Raw genomic sequence first — 14,619 nt, 5'->3', positions numbered from 1 at the left:
CTCATGCTGCTTCCGTCCGGTCCGCCGCCATGCCCGCCGCGTCCAGCAGGGCCGTGCCGACGATGAGATCGGCGCCGCCGAACTCCGGATCGTCCAGCTCCGTCCCGTCGTCCACCGCGAACAGCAGCTTCTCCTCGCCCTGGCGGTATGCCGTACCGACCGCCGGACTGGCTGCGTGCACCGCCAACAAGGCCACCAGATACGGCAGGTCGGGGTCCTGTCTGCGGGCCTCGGCCAACAACCCCGACAACCGGCGCGGCGCATCTGCGGGCAGGTCCAGCAGCTCCGTCGCGGCGGCCAGCTGCTCCTCGCTGAACCGGCTGTCGTCCGGCGTCGCGATCAGATCCGGCTCGGGCATCTCCGCGCCCAGGTGCTCCCGCTCCACCGGCGGCGTCAGCAGTATGTCCACCAGGTCGCCCACCCGCACGGACACCGGCGTGCGCAATCCGGTGCCCCGCGCGAAGAAGGCATCCGTGACGCGGACCGCCTGTTCCAGCGGCAAGGGCAGCACGGGGGCGACCAGGTGCCCGTACAGGTCGATCCCGGACGAGGTCATGGGGGTCGCGAACGCCTGCCGGTCCTGCTCGGCCCGGAACAGCGGCCCGGCCTCCAGGAGGCGGGACTGCAGCTGGGTGTGCCTGCGGATGCAGTCCTTGACGATGTCCACGAGCTCCGCCGCGCGCCGCTTGTGCTCGGGGTCCTCGGTCTCGTCCCGCGCCTTGCGGATGTTGGTGAGGATCGCGTTCTCGTGCCGGTAGCGGTCGGCGACGTGGTCCAGCGCCTCGGCGATCATGTCGGGCACGGAGTTGAGCCAGTCCACCGCCCGGACGTTGCGCCGGGTCGCGTCCAGGGCTCTGCGCAGGGTTTCCGAGTACTGCACCGTCCGGTAGCGGGCCTGTTCGGCGGCGAGCTGGGCGTCGGCGAGGCGGCCCCGGTTGATCAGGACCTCGAGTTTGACCTCGGCGGCGATCTGCGCGCTGGTGACGTCCGTGTCCAGGGCGCCGACCAGGACGTTGACCGCCTCGTCCGTGGTACGGAGGTAGACGGTGCCGCCGGGGCCCGGCACCTCCTCGATCAGTTTGAAGTCGTAGTCGCGGCGGACGTAGCTGCCGTCGGTCGTGAACGTGCCGTAGACGGCGCGGAAGCCGCGGTCGACGCTGCCGACGTTGATCAGGTTCTCCAGGACCCAGCGGGCCACGCGCTCGTGCTCGGCGACGGGCCGCTGCGGGGCCTGGGCGGCGATACGGGGGATGAGCCGGGCGACTATCTGGTCGTGGTCGGCGCCCGTGTCGAAGTCCATGTTCAGGGTGACCAGGTCGATGGCGGCCAGCGCCACCTCCGCCATGCCGTACACCGAGTACTCGCCGGCGAGGTTGGCCTTGCGTGCGTCGAGGTCGTGCAGCGGAGCGGTGCAGGCGAGCGCGCGCAGGCGCCGCGCCAGGCCCTCGTCGGCGGCCGGGCCCGGTGCGGGACGCGGCCCCGCGCTGAGCTGGGGCGGAACGCTGTCCGTCGATGCAGGCGAAGTCACGGTGCACAGACTAGGTCCTCGGTCTGACATCGACCCAAACGACTCAGATGCGACCAGGCGTCACGGTCGCCACACCGGTGGGCCCCGCATTCCTGCGTCCCGCTAACCGTCCTCCCCGACCCGCCGCCGGTACACCTCGACGACCCGCTCGAGCGAATCGTCGAGGTAGACCTCCAGCAGCTTCCCGGCCGCCGGGCGGTCCCCCGCCTGCAGGGCCTGCAGAATCTGCCGGTTGCGGGCCAGGTACGGCTCGTGCAGGGCTCTGGGGTCGTCCACGATGTGGAAGGCCAGGCGCAGTTCGGCGAAGACACTGCGCATCAGCTCGTCGGTGCGGGCGCTGCCGGCGAGGGCGACCAGCTCACGGTGGAAGTGGATGTTGGCGGTACCCACGCCTTTCCAGTCACCTTCACGCGCTGCTCGCTGCCCCTCCCCGACGACCTCGGCGAGTGCGTCCAGGCCGTACGGCGGCTCGCCGAGCCCGCGGACGACGGCGCACTCGACGAGGCGCCGGGTGCGGTAGATGTCCTCGACGTCCTCGACGGTCAGGACCCGGACGAAGACGCCCCGGTTCAGCTCGTGCACGAGCAGACGCTCGTGGGTGAGCAGCCGGAACGCCTCACGCAGTGTGTTGCGGGAGACTCCGAGCGCGCCCCCGATGCTGTCCTCCGACAGCCGGGTGCCTGGCGGGAAGAACCCCTCGGCGATACGGCCCCTGAGGATGTCCGAGACGCGCTCGGCGGTGCTGGTGCGCCCCAGGAGAGCCCGGTCGTCGGCCAGTCCTGTCAGCTGCTCTGCCATGCCCGGAATTCAATCGCAGATACAAGAACGAAACAACGTGGGTATTGAAGGATCGTTCAACGATCCTCTACCTTGCTACGCACGGCGCCGCTTCCGCCCCGGGCGCCGACCGCTCCTCCCGCACGGCACGGCTCATTTCTGAAGCACCCTCCGTCCTCCCACTGCGAGGTGCCCATGAGTACGACCCCACCACCCCAGGCCCTGACCAAACAGCCCGGAACCGACGAAAACGCCCTCGACGACGGCGCGTTGGGCTGGCTGCGCGCCCTCGGCCCGCGCGGCCGCCGCGCCTTCGCAGGCGCGTTCGGCGGCTATGCCCTGGACTCGTACGACTACTTCACGCTGCCCCTGAGCATGGTCGCGCTGGCCGCGTACTTCGGCCTGGACAGCGGCCAGACGGGCCTGTTCACGACGGTCACCCTCGTGGTCTCCGCGGTGGGCGGCGCCGTCGCGGGCGTGGTGGCGGACCGGGTCGGCCGGGTCAGGGCACTGATGATCACCGTAATCACCTACGCGGTCTTCACCGTGGCCTGCGGCTTCGCGCCCAACTACGAGACGCTGCTCGTCTTCCGCGCTCTGCAGGGCCTCGGTTTCGGCGGTGAGTGGGCGGTTGGCGCGATCCTCGTCGCCGAGTACGCGAGCGCCAGGCACCGGGGCCGTACCCTCGGCGCCGTCCAGAGTTCGTGGGCCGTGGGCTGGGCACTGGCTGCTCTCGTGTACACCCTGGTGTTCTCGTTCGCCGGCGCCGATCTGGCCTGGCGCATCATGTTCTGGACCGGCGCGCTGCCCGCACTGCTGGTGATCTGGATGCGCCGCCGGGTGCACGACGCCCCGGAAGCCGCGGCCGTACGCGAACAGAGCACGCAGAAGGGCTCGTTCACGGCGATCTTCAAACCCGGCCTGCTGCGTACGACGGTCTTCGCCGGACTTCTGTCCACGGGTGTCCAGGGCGGCTACTACACGCTCGCCACCTGGGTACCGACGTATCTGAAGACCGACCGCGGCCTGTCGGTCGTCGGCACCGGCGGCTATCTGACGTTCCTGATCTCCGGTGCCTTCCTCGGCTATCTGACCGGCGGCTACCTCACCGACCGGCTGGGCCGCAGGCGCAACATCTGGCTGTTCGCCCTGCTGTCGGCCGTCTGCATCCTGGCGTACGCGAACATCCCGCACGGCGCCAACACCCTGCTCCTGGTGCTCGGTTTCCCGCTCGGGTTCTGCATGTCGGCCATCTTCAGCGGCTTCGGCTCCTATCTGAGCGAGCTGTACCCGACCGCGGTACGGGGCACGGGACAGGGCTTCACGTACAACACCGGGCGCGCCGTGGGCGCCGTCTTCCCCACCACCGTCGGCTTCCTGGCCGACAGCTGGGGTGTGGGCGGCGCGCTGGTGTTCGGTGCGATCGGCTACGGCCTCGCGGCGCTGGCGCTGCTGGGGCTGCCGGAGACCCGTGGGAAGGAGCTCGCGTGAACCGCACGGAAGACCGCCCGCTGACCGTAGTCGACGAGCACGCGCACGCGTGGAGCCCGAAAACCGCCCGGGCCCGCTTCCGGGAAGGGCTCAGCGGACCCACCGCCGGGGTCGCGGCCGGTCACACCCAGGTCAACCTGATCTCGGTGCCCGCCGACTGGGCGTACGACATGCTGCTGTTCTGCCAGCGCAACCCCAAGCCCTGCCCGGTGCTCGACGTCACGGACGCCGGCTCCGTCACCACGATCCTCGCGGACGGTGCGGACCTGCGCACCGATCTGCCGCGCTACCGGGTGTGGCAGGACGGCGCGCTGGTGGACGAGCCGACGGACGTCCGCGCGCACTGGCGCGAGGACCTGGTGTCGTTCCTGATCGGCTGCAGTTTCACCTTCGAGTGGGCGCTGGCCGAGGCGGGCGTGCCGATCCGCCATGTCGAGCAGGGCCGCAACGTCCCCATGTATGTGACGAGCCGTCAGTGCCGTCCGGCGGGGCGGCTGCGCGGCCCGCTGGTGGTGTCCATGCGGCCGGTGCCGCCGCAGCACCTGGCGGCGGCGATCCGGGAGAGCAGTCTGCTCCCGGCGGTGCACGGCAGCCCCGTACACTGCGGCACTCCTTCGGCGCTGGGCATCGAGGATCTCGGCCGCCCCGACTTCGGCGACCCGGTGGACCTCGAACCGGACGACATCCCGGTGTTCTGGGCCTGCGGAGTGACTCCGCAGGCGGCCGTGATGGCCTCGCTCCCGCCCTTCGCCATCACACACGCACCCGGCCAGATGTTCCTGACCGACGCCCGCGACGAGCAGTACCGCGTGGCCTGAGAGAAACACGAAGGACCCATGACCTCGATCGATCTGAACGCCGACCTCGGCGAGGGCTTCGGCCGCTGGCAGCTGACCGACGACGAGCAGCTGCTGTCCGTCGTCACCAGCGCCAACGTGGCCTGCGGCTTCCATGCCGGGGACGCGGCCACCATGCGGCGGGTGTGCGAGCTGGCGGCCGAGCGCGGAGTCCGGATCGGCGCCCAGGTCTCCTACCGGGATCTGGCGGGTTTCGGGCGGCGCGCGATGGACGTGCCGCCCGCGGAGCTCGCGGCCGAGGTGGCCTACCAGATCGGCGCGCTGGAGGTTTTCGCGCGCGCGGCCGGCACGCGTGTGTCGTACGTCAAGCCGCACGGCGCGCTCTACAACCGCGTCGTGCACGACGAGGGGCAGGCCGGCGCGGTCGTGGACGGGGTACGGCTCGCCGACGCCTCGCTGCCCGTGCTGGGCCTGCCCGGCTCGCGCCTGCTGGAGCTCGCCGGCAAGGCGGGTCTGCCGACCGTGACGGAGGCCTTCGCGGACCGTGCGTACACCCCGGAGGGAACGCTCGTGCCGCGCGGCCATGAAGGCGCCGTGCTCACCGACCCGGAGGCCGTGGTGGAGCGCTCGGTGGGCCTGGCCCGCTTCGGCACGGTCACCTCGCACTCCGGGGCACGCGTCGACGTACGCGCGCGTTCCCTGTGTCTGCACGGGGACACGCCGGGCGCCGTCGAACTGGCCCGGCGCGTCCGGGAGCGCCTGCAGGAATCGGGGGTCCGGGTGGAGGCCTTCGCATGAGGGCGCTGCCCGTCGGGGACGACGCCCTGCTCGTCGAGGTGTCCTCCGGGGACGAGGCGCAGGCCCTGCACGCGGAGTTGCTGCGGCGGCGCGCGGAAGGCCTGCTCACGGCGCGCGAGATCGTCCCGGCGGCCCGCACCGTCCTGCTCGACGGCCTCGACGACCCGGTCCGTCTGGCTTCCGAGCTGACCGCCTCCGAGGTGCCCCCGGCCCCTCCTCGCGAACAGGCGGTCGTGGACATCCCGGTGCGCTACGACGGTCCCGACCTGGCCGACGTCGCCGCGCACTGGGGCGTCGGCGAGCGGGAAGTGGCCCGTATCCATGCGGCCACCGAGTTCAGCGTCGCCTTCTGCGGGTTCGCCCCGGGCTTCGGCTACCTCACCGGTCTGCCGCCGCTGTACGACGTCCCGCGCCGGGCCACTCCGCGCACGGCCGTCCCTGCGGGTTCGGTGGCGCTGGCGGGCCCGTACACGGGCGTGTACCCGCGCTCGTCGCCGGGCGGCTGGCAGCTGATCGGGCGCACGGACACCGTGCTGTGGGACCACGCGCGCGTGCCGGCCGCGCTGCTGTCGCCCGGCACGCGCGTGCGCTTCGTCCCGGTGGGGTGCCCGTGACGGACCGCGCACTCGTCGTCGTACGAGCCGGAGCGCTGACCACCGTCCAGGACCGGGGACGCCCCGGGCATGCCCACCTCGGCGTGCCCCGCTCCGGTGCGCTCGACGGCACCGCGGCGGCGCTCGTCAACCGGCTGGTCGGCAACCCGCCGCAGGCAGCTGTCCTGGAGACCACGGTCAACGGGTGCGCCCTACGGCCGCGTTCGGCGGTCACGGTCGCGGTCGGCGGCGCCCCCTGCCCGGTCACGGTGGACGGCCGGCCGGTCGCCTGGGGGGCGCCGGTGCGCGTGCCCGCGGGTGCGCTCCTGGAGGTCGGCACCGTCGTCTCCGGAGTACGCAGCTATGTGGCCGTCTCCGGTGGCATCACGGTCGAGCCGGTACTGGGCAGCCGCTCGACGGACCTGCTGTCCGGCCTGGGCCCCGCCCCTCTCGCGGACGGCATGGTGTTGCCCCTGGGGACGCCGACACGCCTCCACGCACGCGTGGACGTCGCCCCCCAGCCCGCTCCTCCGGCCGAACTCGTCCTACGGGTGACACTGGGACCGCGGGACGACTGGTTCACCCCGGAGGCCTTGCGCACGTTCATGTCCCGCACGTACCGCGTGTCCCCCGCGAGCAACCGCATCGGCCTGCGTACGGAAGGCCCCGCCCTGGAACGGGCCCTACCGGGTGAACTCCCCAGCGAGGGCATGGTGCTGGGCGCGATCCAGGTCCCGCCGGACGGCAGACCGGTCGTCTTCCTGGCCGACCACCCGACCACCGGGGGCTATCCGGTGATCGCGGTCGTCCGCCCACAGGACCTCCCGGCCGCAGCCCAGTCGGCACCGGGCACACCGGTCCGCTTCATGAGGACCCGACGCCGCTAGCGCCCCGAAAGGGGCGCGCGGAACTGCGCGACCAGCCACCACTGACCCGCACCGCACGCCGGGCCGCACGACCCACCGACCTTTCACCGCCCACCCTGCGGAGCTACGCCGCATCCGGCTGCTCCACAACAGAAACCGCGGCCAAAGCTGCCGAGACCGCCGCAGCGGCCCGCAGATCCAGCCGCGCACTGGTCCCCCGCACCCGGTGCCGCATCTCGTCGGCGGCGAGCGTCAACAGCTGCGGCAGCAGGTCGGTGCACCGCCGTGCCACCCACGCCGTACCGGCCGTGGCCAGCCACAGCAGGCTCGCCGACCTCGTGGGCACCGGGAACTCCGGCTCGGGCGAAGGCGCGACACCCGACGCACGGTCCGCTTCCGCCAGCAGCGCGTGGAAGCGGACGGCCAGCTGCCGGTGCCCCTGTTCGCCCGGGTGCAGCCGGTCCGCGCTCCACATCGCGCGGTCGGTGATCCAGGCTTCCTCGGCCGCGTGCAGATGGACGGCCCCGTAGCGGTCGGAGAGCGCGTGGACCACCCGGTTGACCGCCCGTTGCCGCCGGGCCAGCGGACGGGCCAGGGAGCCGGGCAGGCCGAGCATCGAGCCGGGGTCGGGCAGACAGGCCGTGAGCAGGGTCGCCCCCTGCTCGGTGAAGGCGGCGTACACCTTGTCGAGCCGTTCGGCCACGGCGTGGATGTCGAAGGTGCAGCGCAGGGTGTCGTTGACGCCGATGACCACGGACACCACGTCCGGCCGCAGGGCGAGCCCGGCCGGTGTCTGCTGCTCCAGCACCTCCCGGGTCTGGGCGCCGCTGACGGCGAGGTTGGTGAACTCCACGGGCTCCTCGGCCAGCCCGCCGGCGAGCAGCGCGGCCCAGCCGCGCCACCCGTCGGCGACGGGATCGCCCACCCCTTCGGTCAGCGAGTCGCCGAGGGCGACGAAACGCACCGGTCTCATGCCACGCCTCCGGGCACGACGGGACGCACCGGTACCGTCGCGTCGTGGGCGGCGAGGAACGCGTCGACGGCCGTGTCCCACCCGAAGCACTCCGCACGCGCGCGTGCGGTCTCGCGCCGCTCCCGCTCGGGGAGTTCGAGCAGCATGTCGACGGCGTCCGCGAAGGCCTCGCCGCGGTCCGCGGCGACGGCTCCGGCGGATCCGATCACCTCGGGCAGCGCGGACGACGTGCTCACCACCACGGGTGTCGCGCAGGCCATCGCCTCCAGCGCGGCGAGCCCGAAGGTCTCGGCGGGCCCGGGTGCCAGGCATACATCGGCGGAGGCCTGGAGGGCGCCGAGCGCGCCGCGGTCGGAGACGTGCCCGAGGAAGGTGACCGGCAGCCCGCGCTCCCGCGCCCGCTGTTCGAGCCGCGGCCGCAGCGGCCCGTCCCCGGCCACCACCAGCACTGCCCGCCGGCCCCGCCGCAGGAGCGCCTCGAGGGCGTCCAGCGCGGTGCCGGGCCGCTTCTCCACGGACAGCCGGGTGCATGTCACGAGCAGCGACTCGTCCGCGCGCGCGTAGCGTGCCCGCAGCCCCGGGTCACGCAGCGCAGGATGCCGCTCGACCAGGTCGACGCCCAGCGGGGCCCGTACGACATTGCGGGCGCCGATCCGCACGAACTCCCGCTCGGCGAACTCGGTGGTGCACACCACGCGCGCGTACGTGTGCGCCGTACGCACGTTGAGGGCGTCGGCGGCGCGACGGGCCGCGCCCTCCGGCAGCCCCCAGGTGCGCAGGACGCCGTCGGCGGTCTCGTGGGAGACCATCACGGCGGGGATGCGGGCGCGCCGCGCCCACTTGCCGGTCCAGCGCAGGGTCGTACGGTCGGATACCTCCAGACGGTCGGGCGCCAGCTCCTCCAGGACCCGGGCCACCCGCCGCTTGTCGGTGAGCACGCGGTATCCGCCCGTGCCGGGCAGCAGCGGCCCGGGCAGCGTGATGACGCGTCCCTGCTCGGTGTCGCGGTCGTCGGCGCGTTCGCCGGGGACGATGAGCACGGGCTCGTGTCCTGCGGCCTTGAAGCCCTTGCCCAGTTCGCGCAGGGCGGTGCGCAGACCTCCGGAGGAGGGGGCGACGAAGTTCGCGAGTCGCACGATCCGCAACGAGGTCATGCCGCCACCGCCGTCTTCTGCCGGGCGGCGAGCACGTCCGCGTAGTGTCCGATCAGCTGATCGCCGACGGCGGCCCAGGTGCGCCCCTCCACGGTGGCGCGCGCGGTGGCGCCGAAGCTGATCCGCTGCTCCGGGTCCCCGGCCAGGGACTGCACGGCGTCCCGTACGGCGTCCGCGTCATGGGGCGGCACCAGCAGGCCGGTGCGCCCGTGGGCGACCAGGTCGAGGGGGCCTCCGGCGGCGGGAGCGACGACGGGTACGCCGCTCGCCATGGCCTCCTGCACGGTCTGGCAGAAGGTCTCGAAGGGACCAGTGTGCGCGAAGACGTCCAGCGAGGCGTAGATCCGCGCGAGTTCGTCGCCGGTGCGTCGGCCGAGGAAGACCGCGCCCGGCAGCGCCTCGGCGAGGCTCGGCTGGCTCGGGCCGTCACCGACGACCACGACCTTCACTCCGTCGAGGCCGCAGACACCGGCCAGGAGCTCGATGTGCTTCTCGGGGGCGAGCCGGCCGACGTAGCCGACGATCAGCTCGCCGTTCGGGGCGAGTTCGCGGCGCAGGGCCTCGTCGCGCAGGTGGGGGCGGAAACGGACGGTGTCCACGCCGCGCTGCCAGAGCTTGACCCTGGGCACGTCGTGGGTCTTCAGGTCGTGCATCGAGGCGCTGGAGGGGGCGAGGGTGAGGTCGGCGGCGGAGTGGACGGAGCGGATGCGCCGCCAGGCCGCGGCCTCCCCGGCGCCCATGTAGGTACGGGCATATCCGGCCAGATCCGTCTGGTAGACGGCCACGGCCGGGACGCCGAGCCGGGCGGCGACCGCCATGCCGCGGACGCCGAGGACGAAGGGGCTGGCCAGGTGGACGATATCGGCCCGGTGCTCCATGACGGCCGCGGCCAGACGGCGGCTGGGCAGGGCGACACGGACCTGGGGATAGCCCGGGAGCGGAAGGGAAGGGACACGGACGACGGGGCACGGCGCCTGGGCGTCGGGCCCGATCCCGGCCCGCCCGACGAGGGCGGTGCTGGCCGGGGCGATGACGAGCGGGGAGTGACCGCGATCTACGAGGTGCCGGGCGGTCTGGAGCGCGCAGTGGGCCACGCCGTTCACGTCGGGGGGAAAGGATTCGGTCACGATGACGACACGCATACCGGTGTTCTCGCCGTACCGGACGTGGTCGCGTCAACGTGGATCTTTGCGAACGATGAACGTCCCGTGAGCGTTCCTTCGCACACCCGTGCAGGTCAGGCCCTGTCCATGACCGCCTGACCCGCGGGTCACCCGTTGTTCACCCTGGAGCCCTGATGCGGCCCGGCGTACGCGTGCGCGGCCGGCTCAGACAGTGGGTCCGTCGGGTGCGATCCGACTTCGTACGGCGGTCTGCACTTCGGCTTCCTCGGCCGGGTCGGCGGCGAGCCGGCGAAGCTGTTCGACGACCCGTGCGTCGCCGGTCTCGGCGTGCCGGGCGGCGATCTCGCGGGTGGTCTCCTCGCAGTCCCAGAGGCACTCGACGGCGAAGCCTGCCGGGAAGGAGGGGTCGGTGGCAGCCAGGGCGCGGGCGGCCCGGCCGCGGAGGTGGGAGGAGGCGGTTTCGCGATAGATATGGCGCAGCACGGGGGCGGCGCAGGCGATGCCGAGCCGGCCGGTGCCGTCGACGAGGGTCCACAGCGTCGGGGCGTCCGGCCCTTCGCCTCGTACGGCTTCGCGCAAGGCTCCCAGGACGAGGTCCTTGTCCTCGGTTCCCCCGCGGCAGGCGAGCATACGGCCGGCGGCGGCGCCCAGGGGGTCGGGCCGGTGGGCCCAGCCGCGGGCCCGGTCGACGGCGGCGACACTGCACATCCGTTCGAAGGCGTCGACGGCGGCCTCCACGACGGCCGGTGAGCCGGTGAGCACGGCCCCCTCGATCAGATCGAGGGCGTCGGGATCATTGCTGTCGGCGAGATAGCGCAGCGCGGTGCAGCGGGCTCCGTCGATGCCGTCCTTGGCGGCCTGCACGATCTCGGGCCGGTCCTCGGGGCCGGCGACGGCGGTGAGGCAGCGGGCGGCCGGGACGTGCAGCGCGGCGCCCCGTTCGATGCCCTGCTGGGCCCACTCGAACACGGCCCGCACGCTCCACCCCGGACGGGGCCCGGACGGCCGCATCTGGCGTTGCCAGCGGTCGAAACAGCCGGTCTCCTGAGCGGCACGCACCCGCGTGGCGATCGATTCGCGCGGATCCTCCGCCCACAGCCGCCACGGCCGGGGCTCGAAGGCGTCACGCACGACGGCGGCCAGCTCGGCCTCGCCCTCGGCGTCGGTGGCGAAGCGGGCCAGCACGGGAGCCGCGAGGGCCCGCAGGCCGGCGTCGTCGTCGCGCAGCGCCAGTTCGTCGAGGGCCCAGGCCCAGTTGGAGCCGGAGGCGGCGTACCTGCGCAGCAGTTCGAGCGCGTCCCGCCTGCCGTAGGAGGCGAGGTGGCCGAGGACGGCCAGGGCCAGTCCCGTGCGGGACTCCTCGGTGTCGAAGACGTCCTCGACGTCGAAGAGGTGCGCCTCGATCTCGTCCAGCTCGCCGTTCAGGTCGAGGTAGAGACGGGCGTAGTAGAGGGAGCGGTTCTCCACCTGCCAGTCGTGGCGGGGGTCGCGCAGCACACAGTGGTTCAGCGCCGCGAGCGCCTCGGCGCGCGGGGCTGTGAGCGCGTGCAGTGTGCCGTCGCCGCGGCCCCGCTGGAGCAGGCCGAGCAGCGTACCGCTGGGCGCTATGACCGGATCGAACATGGGAAACAGCCTCACATCAAGCGTCGACGCAACCGGGGAACACGCATTACCTGGCCGCGTGACACAACGTCGGGGCGCCCGCCGTCTCTTGCTTGCTGTAGACCATCTTCCTCTGCCTCTCGTCAGTGGCCCTCGCGGACCGCATCACGGCCCGCGCGGTGCGGCAACACCTGCCCAGCCATCGCGTCCGTGAATCACGACGTCATGATGACTCGGCACTTCGACCTGCCGCGACCGAAATTTCGGCGGCCCTGTACCGCCTCCCCCGTTTTCTGTGTTTGTGCTGGTCAGAACATTCGGATCAGTGTGCGCCGAACAACTCGAGCAGTTCCGTCTTGCCGAACATCCGCGCCGTGTCGACGGCCGACGGGGTGCCCGCGGCCGGATCGGCACCGCCCTCCAGGAGGGCCTTGATGACGTCCGTCTCGCCCTTGAAGACGGCCCCGGCGAGCGGGGTCTGGCCCCGGTCGTTGATCCGGTCGCCCTCCGCGCCCCGGGCGAGCAGGGCGCGTACCGCGTCCGCGTGTCCGTGGTAGGCGGCGAGCATCACGAGCGAGTCACCGCGGTCGTTGGTGAGGTTGGCCGGAACGCCCGCGTCGACGTACGCCACGAGCGCCTCGGTCTGCCCCTGCCGGGCCAGATCGAAGATCTTGGTCGCCAGCTCCACGACCTCGGGGTCGGGGGCTTCAGTCATCGGCCGGACCGCCTCTCAATACAACCGTTCAGGTGAATCGCCAGGGTACTGGCTTCCGCGGTACATGGCCCGGCCCGCCGGAGGTAAAGATCACCACAGACCAGGCAGGCCACGGAGGTTCGGCCCGGTCCGCCCCACCCGGCTCGACCACTTGAGGGAAATCTACCGAGATTCATCCATTTGCACCTTTAATATGATGGATACATGCTGTGATCCTGGAAGTACTCATGGTGACTGTCCCCGTGAACCAGGAGAAAAAAATGATCCTGTCCATCTCCGGCGTGGTCGTGCTCGGCATCATCGTCTTCCTCTTCTTCCGCAAGGACGGCCTGAAGGCCTCGCACGCCCTGGTCTCGGCCCTGTTCGGCTTCTACCTCGCGAGCACGGCGATCGCCCCGAGCATCAAGGCCGGCGGCGAGAGCCTCGCGAGTCTCCTCGGCGGCATCAAGTTCTGACGCCACCCCTCCCGCCCGCACGCACCACCAGGAGAACGCAGTGGCCCGGCGCCCCCTTCCCCGCATCCTGAGCAAGGACAACGCGCAGATCGCGCGGATGCAGATCGCCCGGAGCCGGGAGCTGGCCCGGACGGCGGCCGACAGCGCCACCGACGTCCTCCACCCGCTGATCACGATCACCCGCGGTCTGGGCCGACTGGCGGCGGCCGGGCGGCACAAGTGGGCCGACACCCCCAAGGACCGGCGTGGGCCGCTGCTGTTCCTCGCGGCTTCCGTGATCCTGGTCGTGGCACTCGTGCCCTACGGCCCCCTGCTCGCCGTCATCGGCCTGATGACGGCGGCAGCCCTGCACGGCCGGAACCGCGCACCGGCGGCGCCCGACGGGCCGGACGAGTCCCAGGTGCAGCGCCTCAAGTCGCTGTACGAGGCCCTGATCCCGTACTTCTCGATCGCCGAGGACCCCGCCCCGCTGTACACCTACGGCGGCGAGTGGGAGAAGGCCTTCCCCGCGTACGAGTTCGACGAATCGGGCCGCGTCACCCAGCTCGTGATCCGCTACCCGGCGTACTTCACCGACGGCGAGGCCGAGTCCCGTGCCCGGATCGAGCAGCTGCTGCACGCCAAGTCGGGGCGCGGCCGCGAGTACCACTTCGCCTGGGAGGAAGAGGGCAACGAGCTGACGGTCACGGTGCTGCCCCCGCTGCCCACCGACATCGCCGCCCAGCGATTCGTCACGGCGCCGGGCGAGACGGTCCTCGGCTTCACGGACCCCACCCAGGTCCAGCGCACGCTTCCGCTCACCTACGGCGAGAACAAACGTGACGTTCCGCCGGTCGTCTGGCGCACCGGCATCCGCTCCACCGAACCGCACCTCCTGATCACGGGCCGGCCCGGCAGCGGCACCTCGACCCTGCTGCGCTCCATCGCCGTGCAGGCGCTGCAGCACGGCGACGTCGTGATCGTCGAGGGCGGCACCGGCGAGTTCGCATGCCTGACCGGCCGGGACGGTGTTCTGGCCGTCGAGTGCGGCCTGACCGGGGCGCTGACGAGCCTCGAGTGGGCCGCCCTCGAGACGGAGCGCCGCCTGATCGCCGCGAACCGCGCCCGTCAGGCCGGGCAGCCGCCGCCGGAGGACACCAAGCGTCCCCTGTGGCTCCTCCTGGACCGCCCGAGCGCCTTCACCCATCTCGCCGCCGCGGACGGCCGCGAGGACCCGCAGTCCCTGCTCCAGGTCCCGCTCCGGCACGGCCGCGCGGTGAATGTGACGGTCGTGGTGGGCGAACAGCTCGACCACGCCGAAGCGCTGAGCGACGGCGTACGGCAGCACACGCGCGCGCGTGTCGTCCTCGGCCCCGCCACCGCGGAGCAGCTGTCAGGGGTCCTGGGTGCCCTTCCGTCCAGCACTCCGGCCGCCGAGGTCCCGCCCGGCCGCGGCTACGCCCGCCTCGGCACGGGCCCGGTGCACCGGCTCCAGGTGCCGTCGACTCCGGACCCGTACGACGACACGGCGAGCGACGCGCACCGCAAGGCGGTCCTGGCGCTGCTGCCGCCGCGGACCACACCGGCCGACCAGGAGTGCGCCGAGCCCAAGCCGGTCGAGACGGCGCCGGTCGAGACGGCGCCGGTCGAGGCAGTGCCGGTCGAGGCAGTGCCCATCGACGAGGAGCCGGCCGAGGCCAAGCCGGTGCCCGCGGAGGCCATGGCGGCAGAGGCGCAGTAGTTTCCGCCGCCGGATGCCGCAGTCCC

14 protein-coding genes are annotated in these 14,619 nt (G+C 72.4%); 7 read left to right on the top strand and 7 right to left on the bottom strand.

Annotation, left to right across the window (positions count from 1 at the left end; all coding sequences use genetic code 11):
* Position 1: 1 nt before the first annotated feature.
* Positions 2-1,528: a hypothetical protein gene (locus ACFY1U_RS27930; RefSeq protein ID WP_390696843.1), complete on the bottom strand. Its 1,527-nt coding sequence runs from the start codon at positions 1,526-1,528 to the stop codon at positions 2-4.
* A 102-nt stretch (positions 1,529-1,630) separates the two neighbouring features.
* Positions 1,631-2,326: a GntR family transcriptional regulator gene (locus ACFY1U_RS27925; protein WP_390696842.1), complete on the bottom strand. Its 696-nt coding sequence runs from the start codon at positions 2,324-2,326 to the stop codon at positions 1,631-1,633.
* Between the two features lie 174 nt (positions 2,327-2,500).
* On the opposite strand from ACFY1U_RS27925, the gene ACFY1U_RS27920 reads away from it, so the two are divergent.
* The 5 genes from ACFY1U_RS27920 to ACFY1U_RS27900 are packed head-to-tail and all read left to right on the top strand — an operon-like array spanning position 2,501 to position 6,871.
* Positions 2,501-3,796 carry an MFS transporter gene (locus ACFY1U_RS27920; RefSeq protein ID WP_390696841.1) on the top strand — a complete coding sequence of 432 codons (1,296 nt, stop codon included), beginning with the start codon at positions 2,501-2,503 and terminating at the stop codon, positions 3,794-3,796.
* Entirely contained in the window at positions 3,793-4,614 is an 822-nt protein-coding gene (locus ACFY1U_RS27915) for a putative hydro-lyase (protein WP_390696840.1), read from the top strand. Before ACFY1U_RS27920 ends, ACFY1U_RS27915 begins: the two co-directional genes overlap by 4 nt.
* Before the next feature lie 18 nt (positions 4,615-4,632).
* Entirely contained in the window at positions 4,633-5,391 is a 759-nt protein-coding gene (locus tag ACFY1U_RS27910) for a LamB/YcsF family protein (protein ID WP_390696839.1), read from the top strand.
* Positions 5,388-6,005, top strand: coding sequence for an allophanate hydrolase subunit 1 (locus ACFY1U_RS27905; RefSeq protein ID WP_390696838.1), 618 nt, complete (start codon positions 5,388-5,390; stop codon positions 6,003-6,005). The genes ACFY1U_RS27910 and ACFY1U_RS27905 overlap by 4 nt, the downstream gene beginning before the upstream one ends.
* Positions 6,002-6,871: a biotin-dependent carboxyltransferase family protein gene (locus ACFY1U_RS27900; RefSeq protein ID WP_390696836.1), complete on the top strand. Its 870-nt coding sequence runs from the start codon at positions 6,002-6,004 to the stop codon at positions 6,869-6,871. The genes ACFY1U_RS27905 and ACFY1U_RS27900 overlap by 4 nt, the downstream gene beginning before the upstream one ends.
* A 103-nt stretch (positions 6,872-6,974) precedes the next feature.
* On the opposite strand, the gene ACFY1U_RS27895 is transcribed toward ACFY1U_RS27900, so the two are convergent.
* The 5 genes from ACFY1U_RS27895 to ACFY1U_RS27875 form a co-directional block, all read right to left on the bottom strand.
* Complete coding sequence (locus ACFY1U_RS27895; RefSeq protein ID WP_390696835.1) at positions 6,975-7,823, bottom strand: SGNH/GDSL hydrolase family protein; 849 nt, start codon at positions 7,821-7,823, stop codon at positions 6,975-6,977.
* Positions 7,820-8,977: a glycosyltransferase gene (locus ACFY1U_RS27890; protein WP_390696834.1), complete on the bottom strand. Its 1,158-nt coding sequence runs from the start codon at positions 8,975-8,977 to the stop codon at positions 7,820-7,822. The genes ACFY1U_RS27895 and ACFY1U_RS27890 overlap by 4 nt, the downstream gene beginning before the upstream one ends.
* Positions 8,974-10,119 (bottom strand): glycosyltransferase family 4 protein, encoded by a 1,146-nt coding sequence (locus tag ACFY1U_RS27885; protein WP_390696833.1) that lies wholly within the window; start codon positions 10,117-10,119, stop codon positions 8,974-8,976. Before ACFY1U_RS27885 ends, ACFY1U_RS27890 begins: the two co-directional genes overlap by 4 nt.
* Before the next feature lie 186 nt (positions 10,120-10,305).
* Positions 10,306-11,724, bottom strand: a complete 1,419-nt coding sequence (locus ACFY1U_RS27880; RefSeq protein WP_390696832.1) for a HEAT repeat domain-containing protein — start codon at positions 11,722-11,724, stop codon at positions 10,306-10,308.
* 301 nt (positions 11,725-12,025) lie between these two features.
* Entirely contained in the window at positions 12,026-12,418 is a 393-nt protein-coding gene (locus ACFY1U_RS27875) for an ankyrin repeat domain-containing protein (RefSeq protein WP_123963814.1), read from the bottom strand.
* 260 nt (positions 12,419-12,678) lie between these two features.
* Here ACFY1U_RS27875 and ACFY1U_RS27870 point away from each other — a divergent pair, with 260 nt between their 5' ends.
* Together ACFY1U_RS27870 and ACFY1U_RS27865 are read left to right on the top strand one after the other, a co-directional pair.
* On the top strand, positions 12,679-12,873 hold the full coding sequence (locus ACFY1U_RS27870) for a hypothetical protein (RefSeq protein WP_390696877.1): 195 nt from the start codon (positions 12,679-12,681) through the stop codon (positions 12,871-12,873).
* A 40-nt stretch (positions 12,874-12,913) separates the two neighbouring features.
* Positions 12,914-14,593, top strand: coding sequence for a hypothetical protein (locus tag ACFY1U_RS27865; RefSeq protein ID WP_390696831.1), 1,680 nt, complete (start codon positions 12,914-12,916; stop codon positions 14,591-14,593).
* The last annotated feature ends 26 nt before the right edge of the window (positions 14,594-14,619 follow it).

Source organism: Streptomyces sp. NPDC001351 (assembly GCF_042896045.1).
GTDB lineage: Bacteria > Actinomycetota > Actinomycetes > Streptomycetales > Streptomycetaceae > Streptomyces.
This window is presented reverse-complemented; position numbering and strand designations above follow the sequence as displayed.

Coding starts and splice junctions, on each gene's coding strand:
- ACFY1U_RS27880 (WP_390696832.1), bottom strand. CDS start 11,724: ATGTTCGATCCGGTCATAGCGCCCAGCGGTACGCTGCTCGGCCTGCTC.
- ACFY1U_RS27920 (WP_390696841.1), top strand. CDS start 2,501: ATGAGTACGACCCCACCACCCCAGGCCCTGACCAAACAGCCCGGAACC.
- ACFY1U_RS27925 (WP_390696842.1), bottom strand. CDS start 2,326: ATGGCAGAGCAGCTGACAGGACTGGCCGACGACCGGGCTCTCCTGGGG.
- ACFY1U_RS27905 (WP_390696838.1), top strand. CDS start 5,388: ATGAGGGCGCTGCCCGTCGGGGACGACGCCCTGCTCGTCGAGGTGTCC.
- ACFY1U_RS27890 (WP_390696834.1), bottom strand. CDS start 8,977: ATGACCTCGTTGCGGATCGTGCGACTCGCGAACTTCGTCGCCCCCTCC.
- ACFY1U_RS27875 (WP_123963814.1), bottom strand. CDS start 12,418: ATGACTGAAGCCCCCGACCCCGAGGTCGTGGAGCTGGCGACCAAGATC.
- ACFY1U_RS27870 (WP_390696877.1), top strand. CDS start 12,679: ATGATCCTGTCCATCTCCGGCGTGGTCGTGCTCGGCATCATCGTCTTC.
- ACFY1U_RS27910 (WP_390696839.1), top strand. CDS start 4,633: ATGACCTCGATCGATCTGAACGCCGACCTCGGCGAGGGCTTCGGCCGC.
- ACFY1U_RS27895 (WP_390696835.1), bottom strand. CDS start 7,823: ATGAGACCGGTGCGTTTCGTCGCCCTCGGCGACTCGCTGACCGAAGGG.
- ACFY1U_RS27885 (WP_390696833.1), bottom strand. CDS start 10,119: ATGCGTGTCGTCATCGTGACCGAATCCTTTCCCCCCGACGTGAACGGC.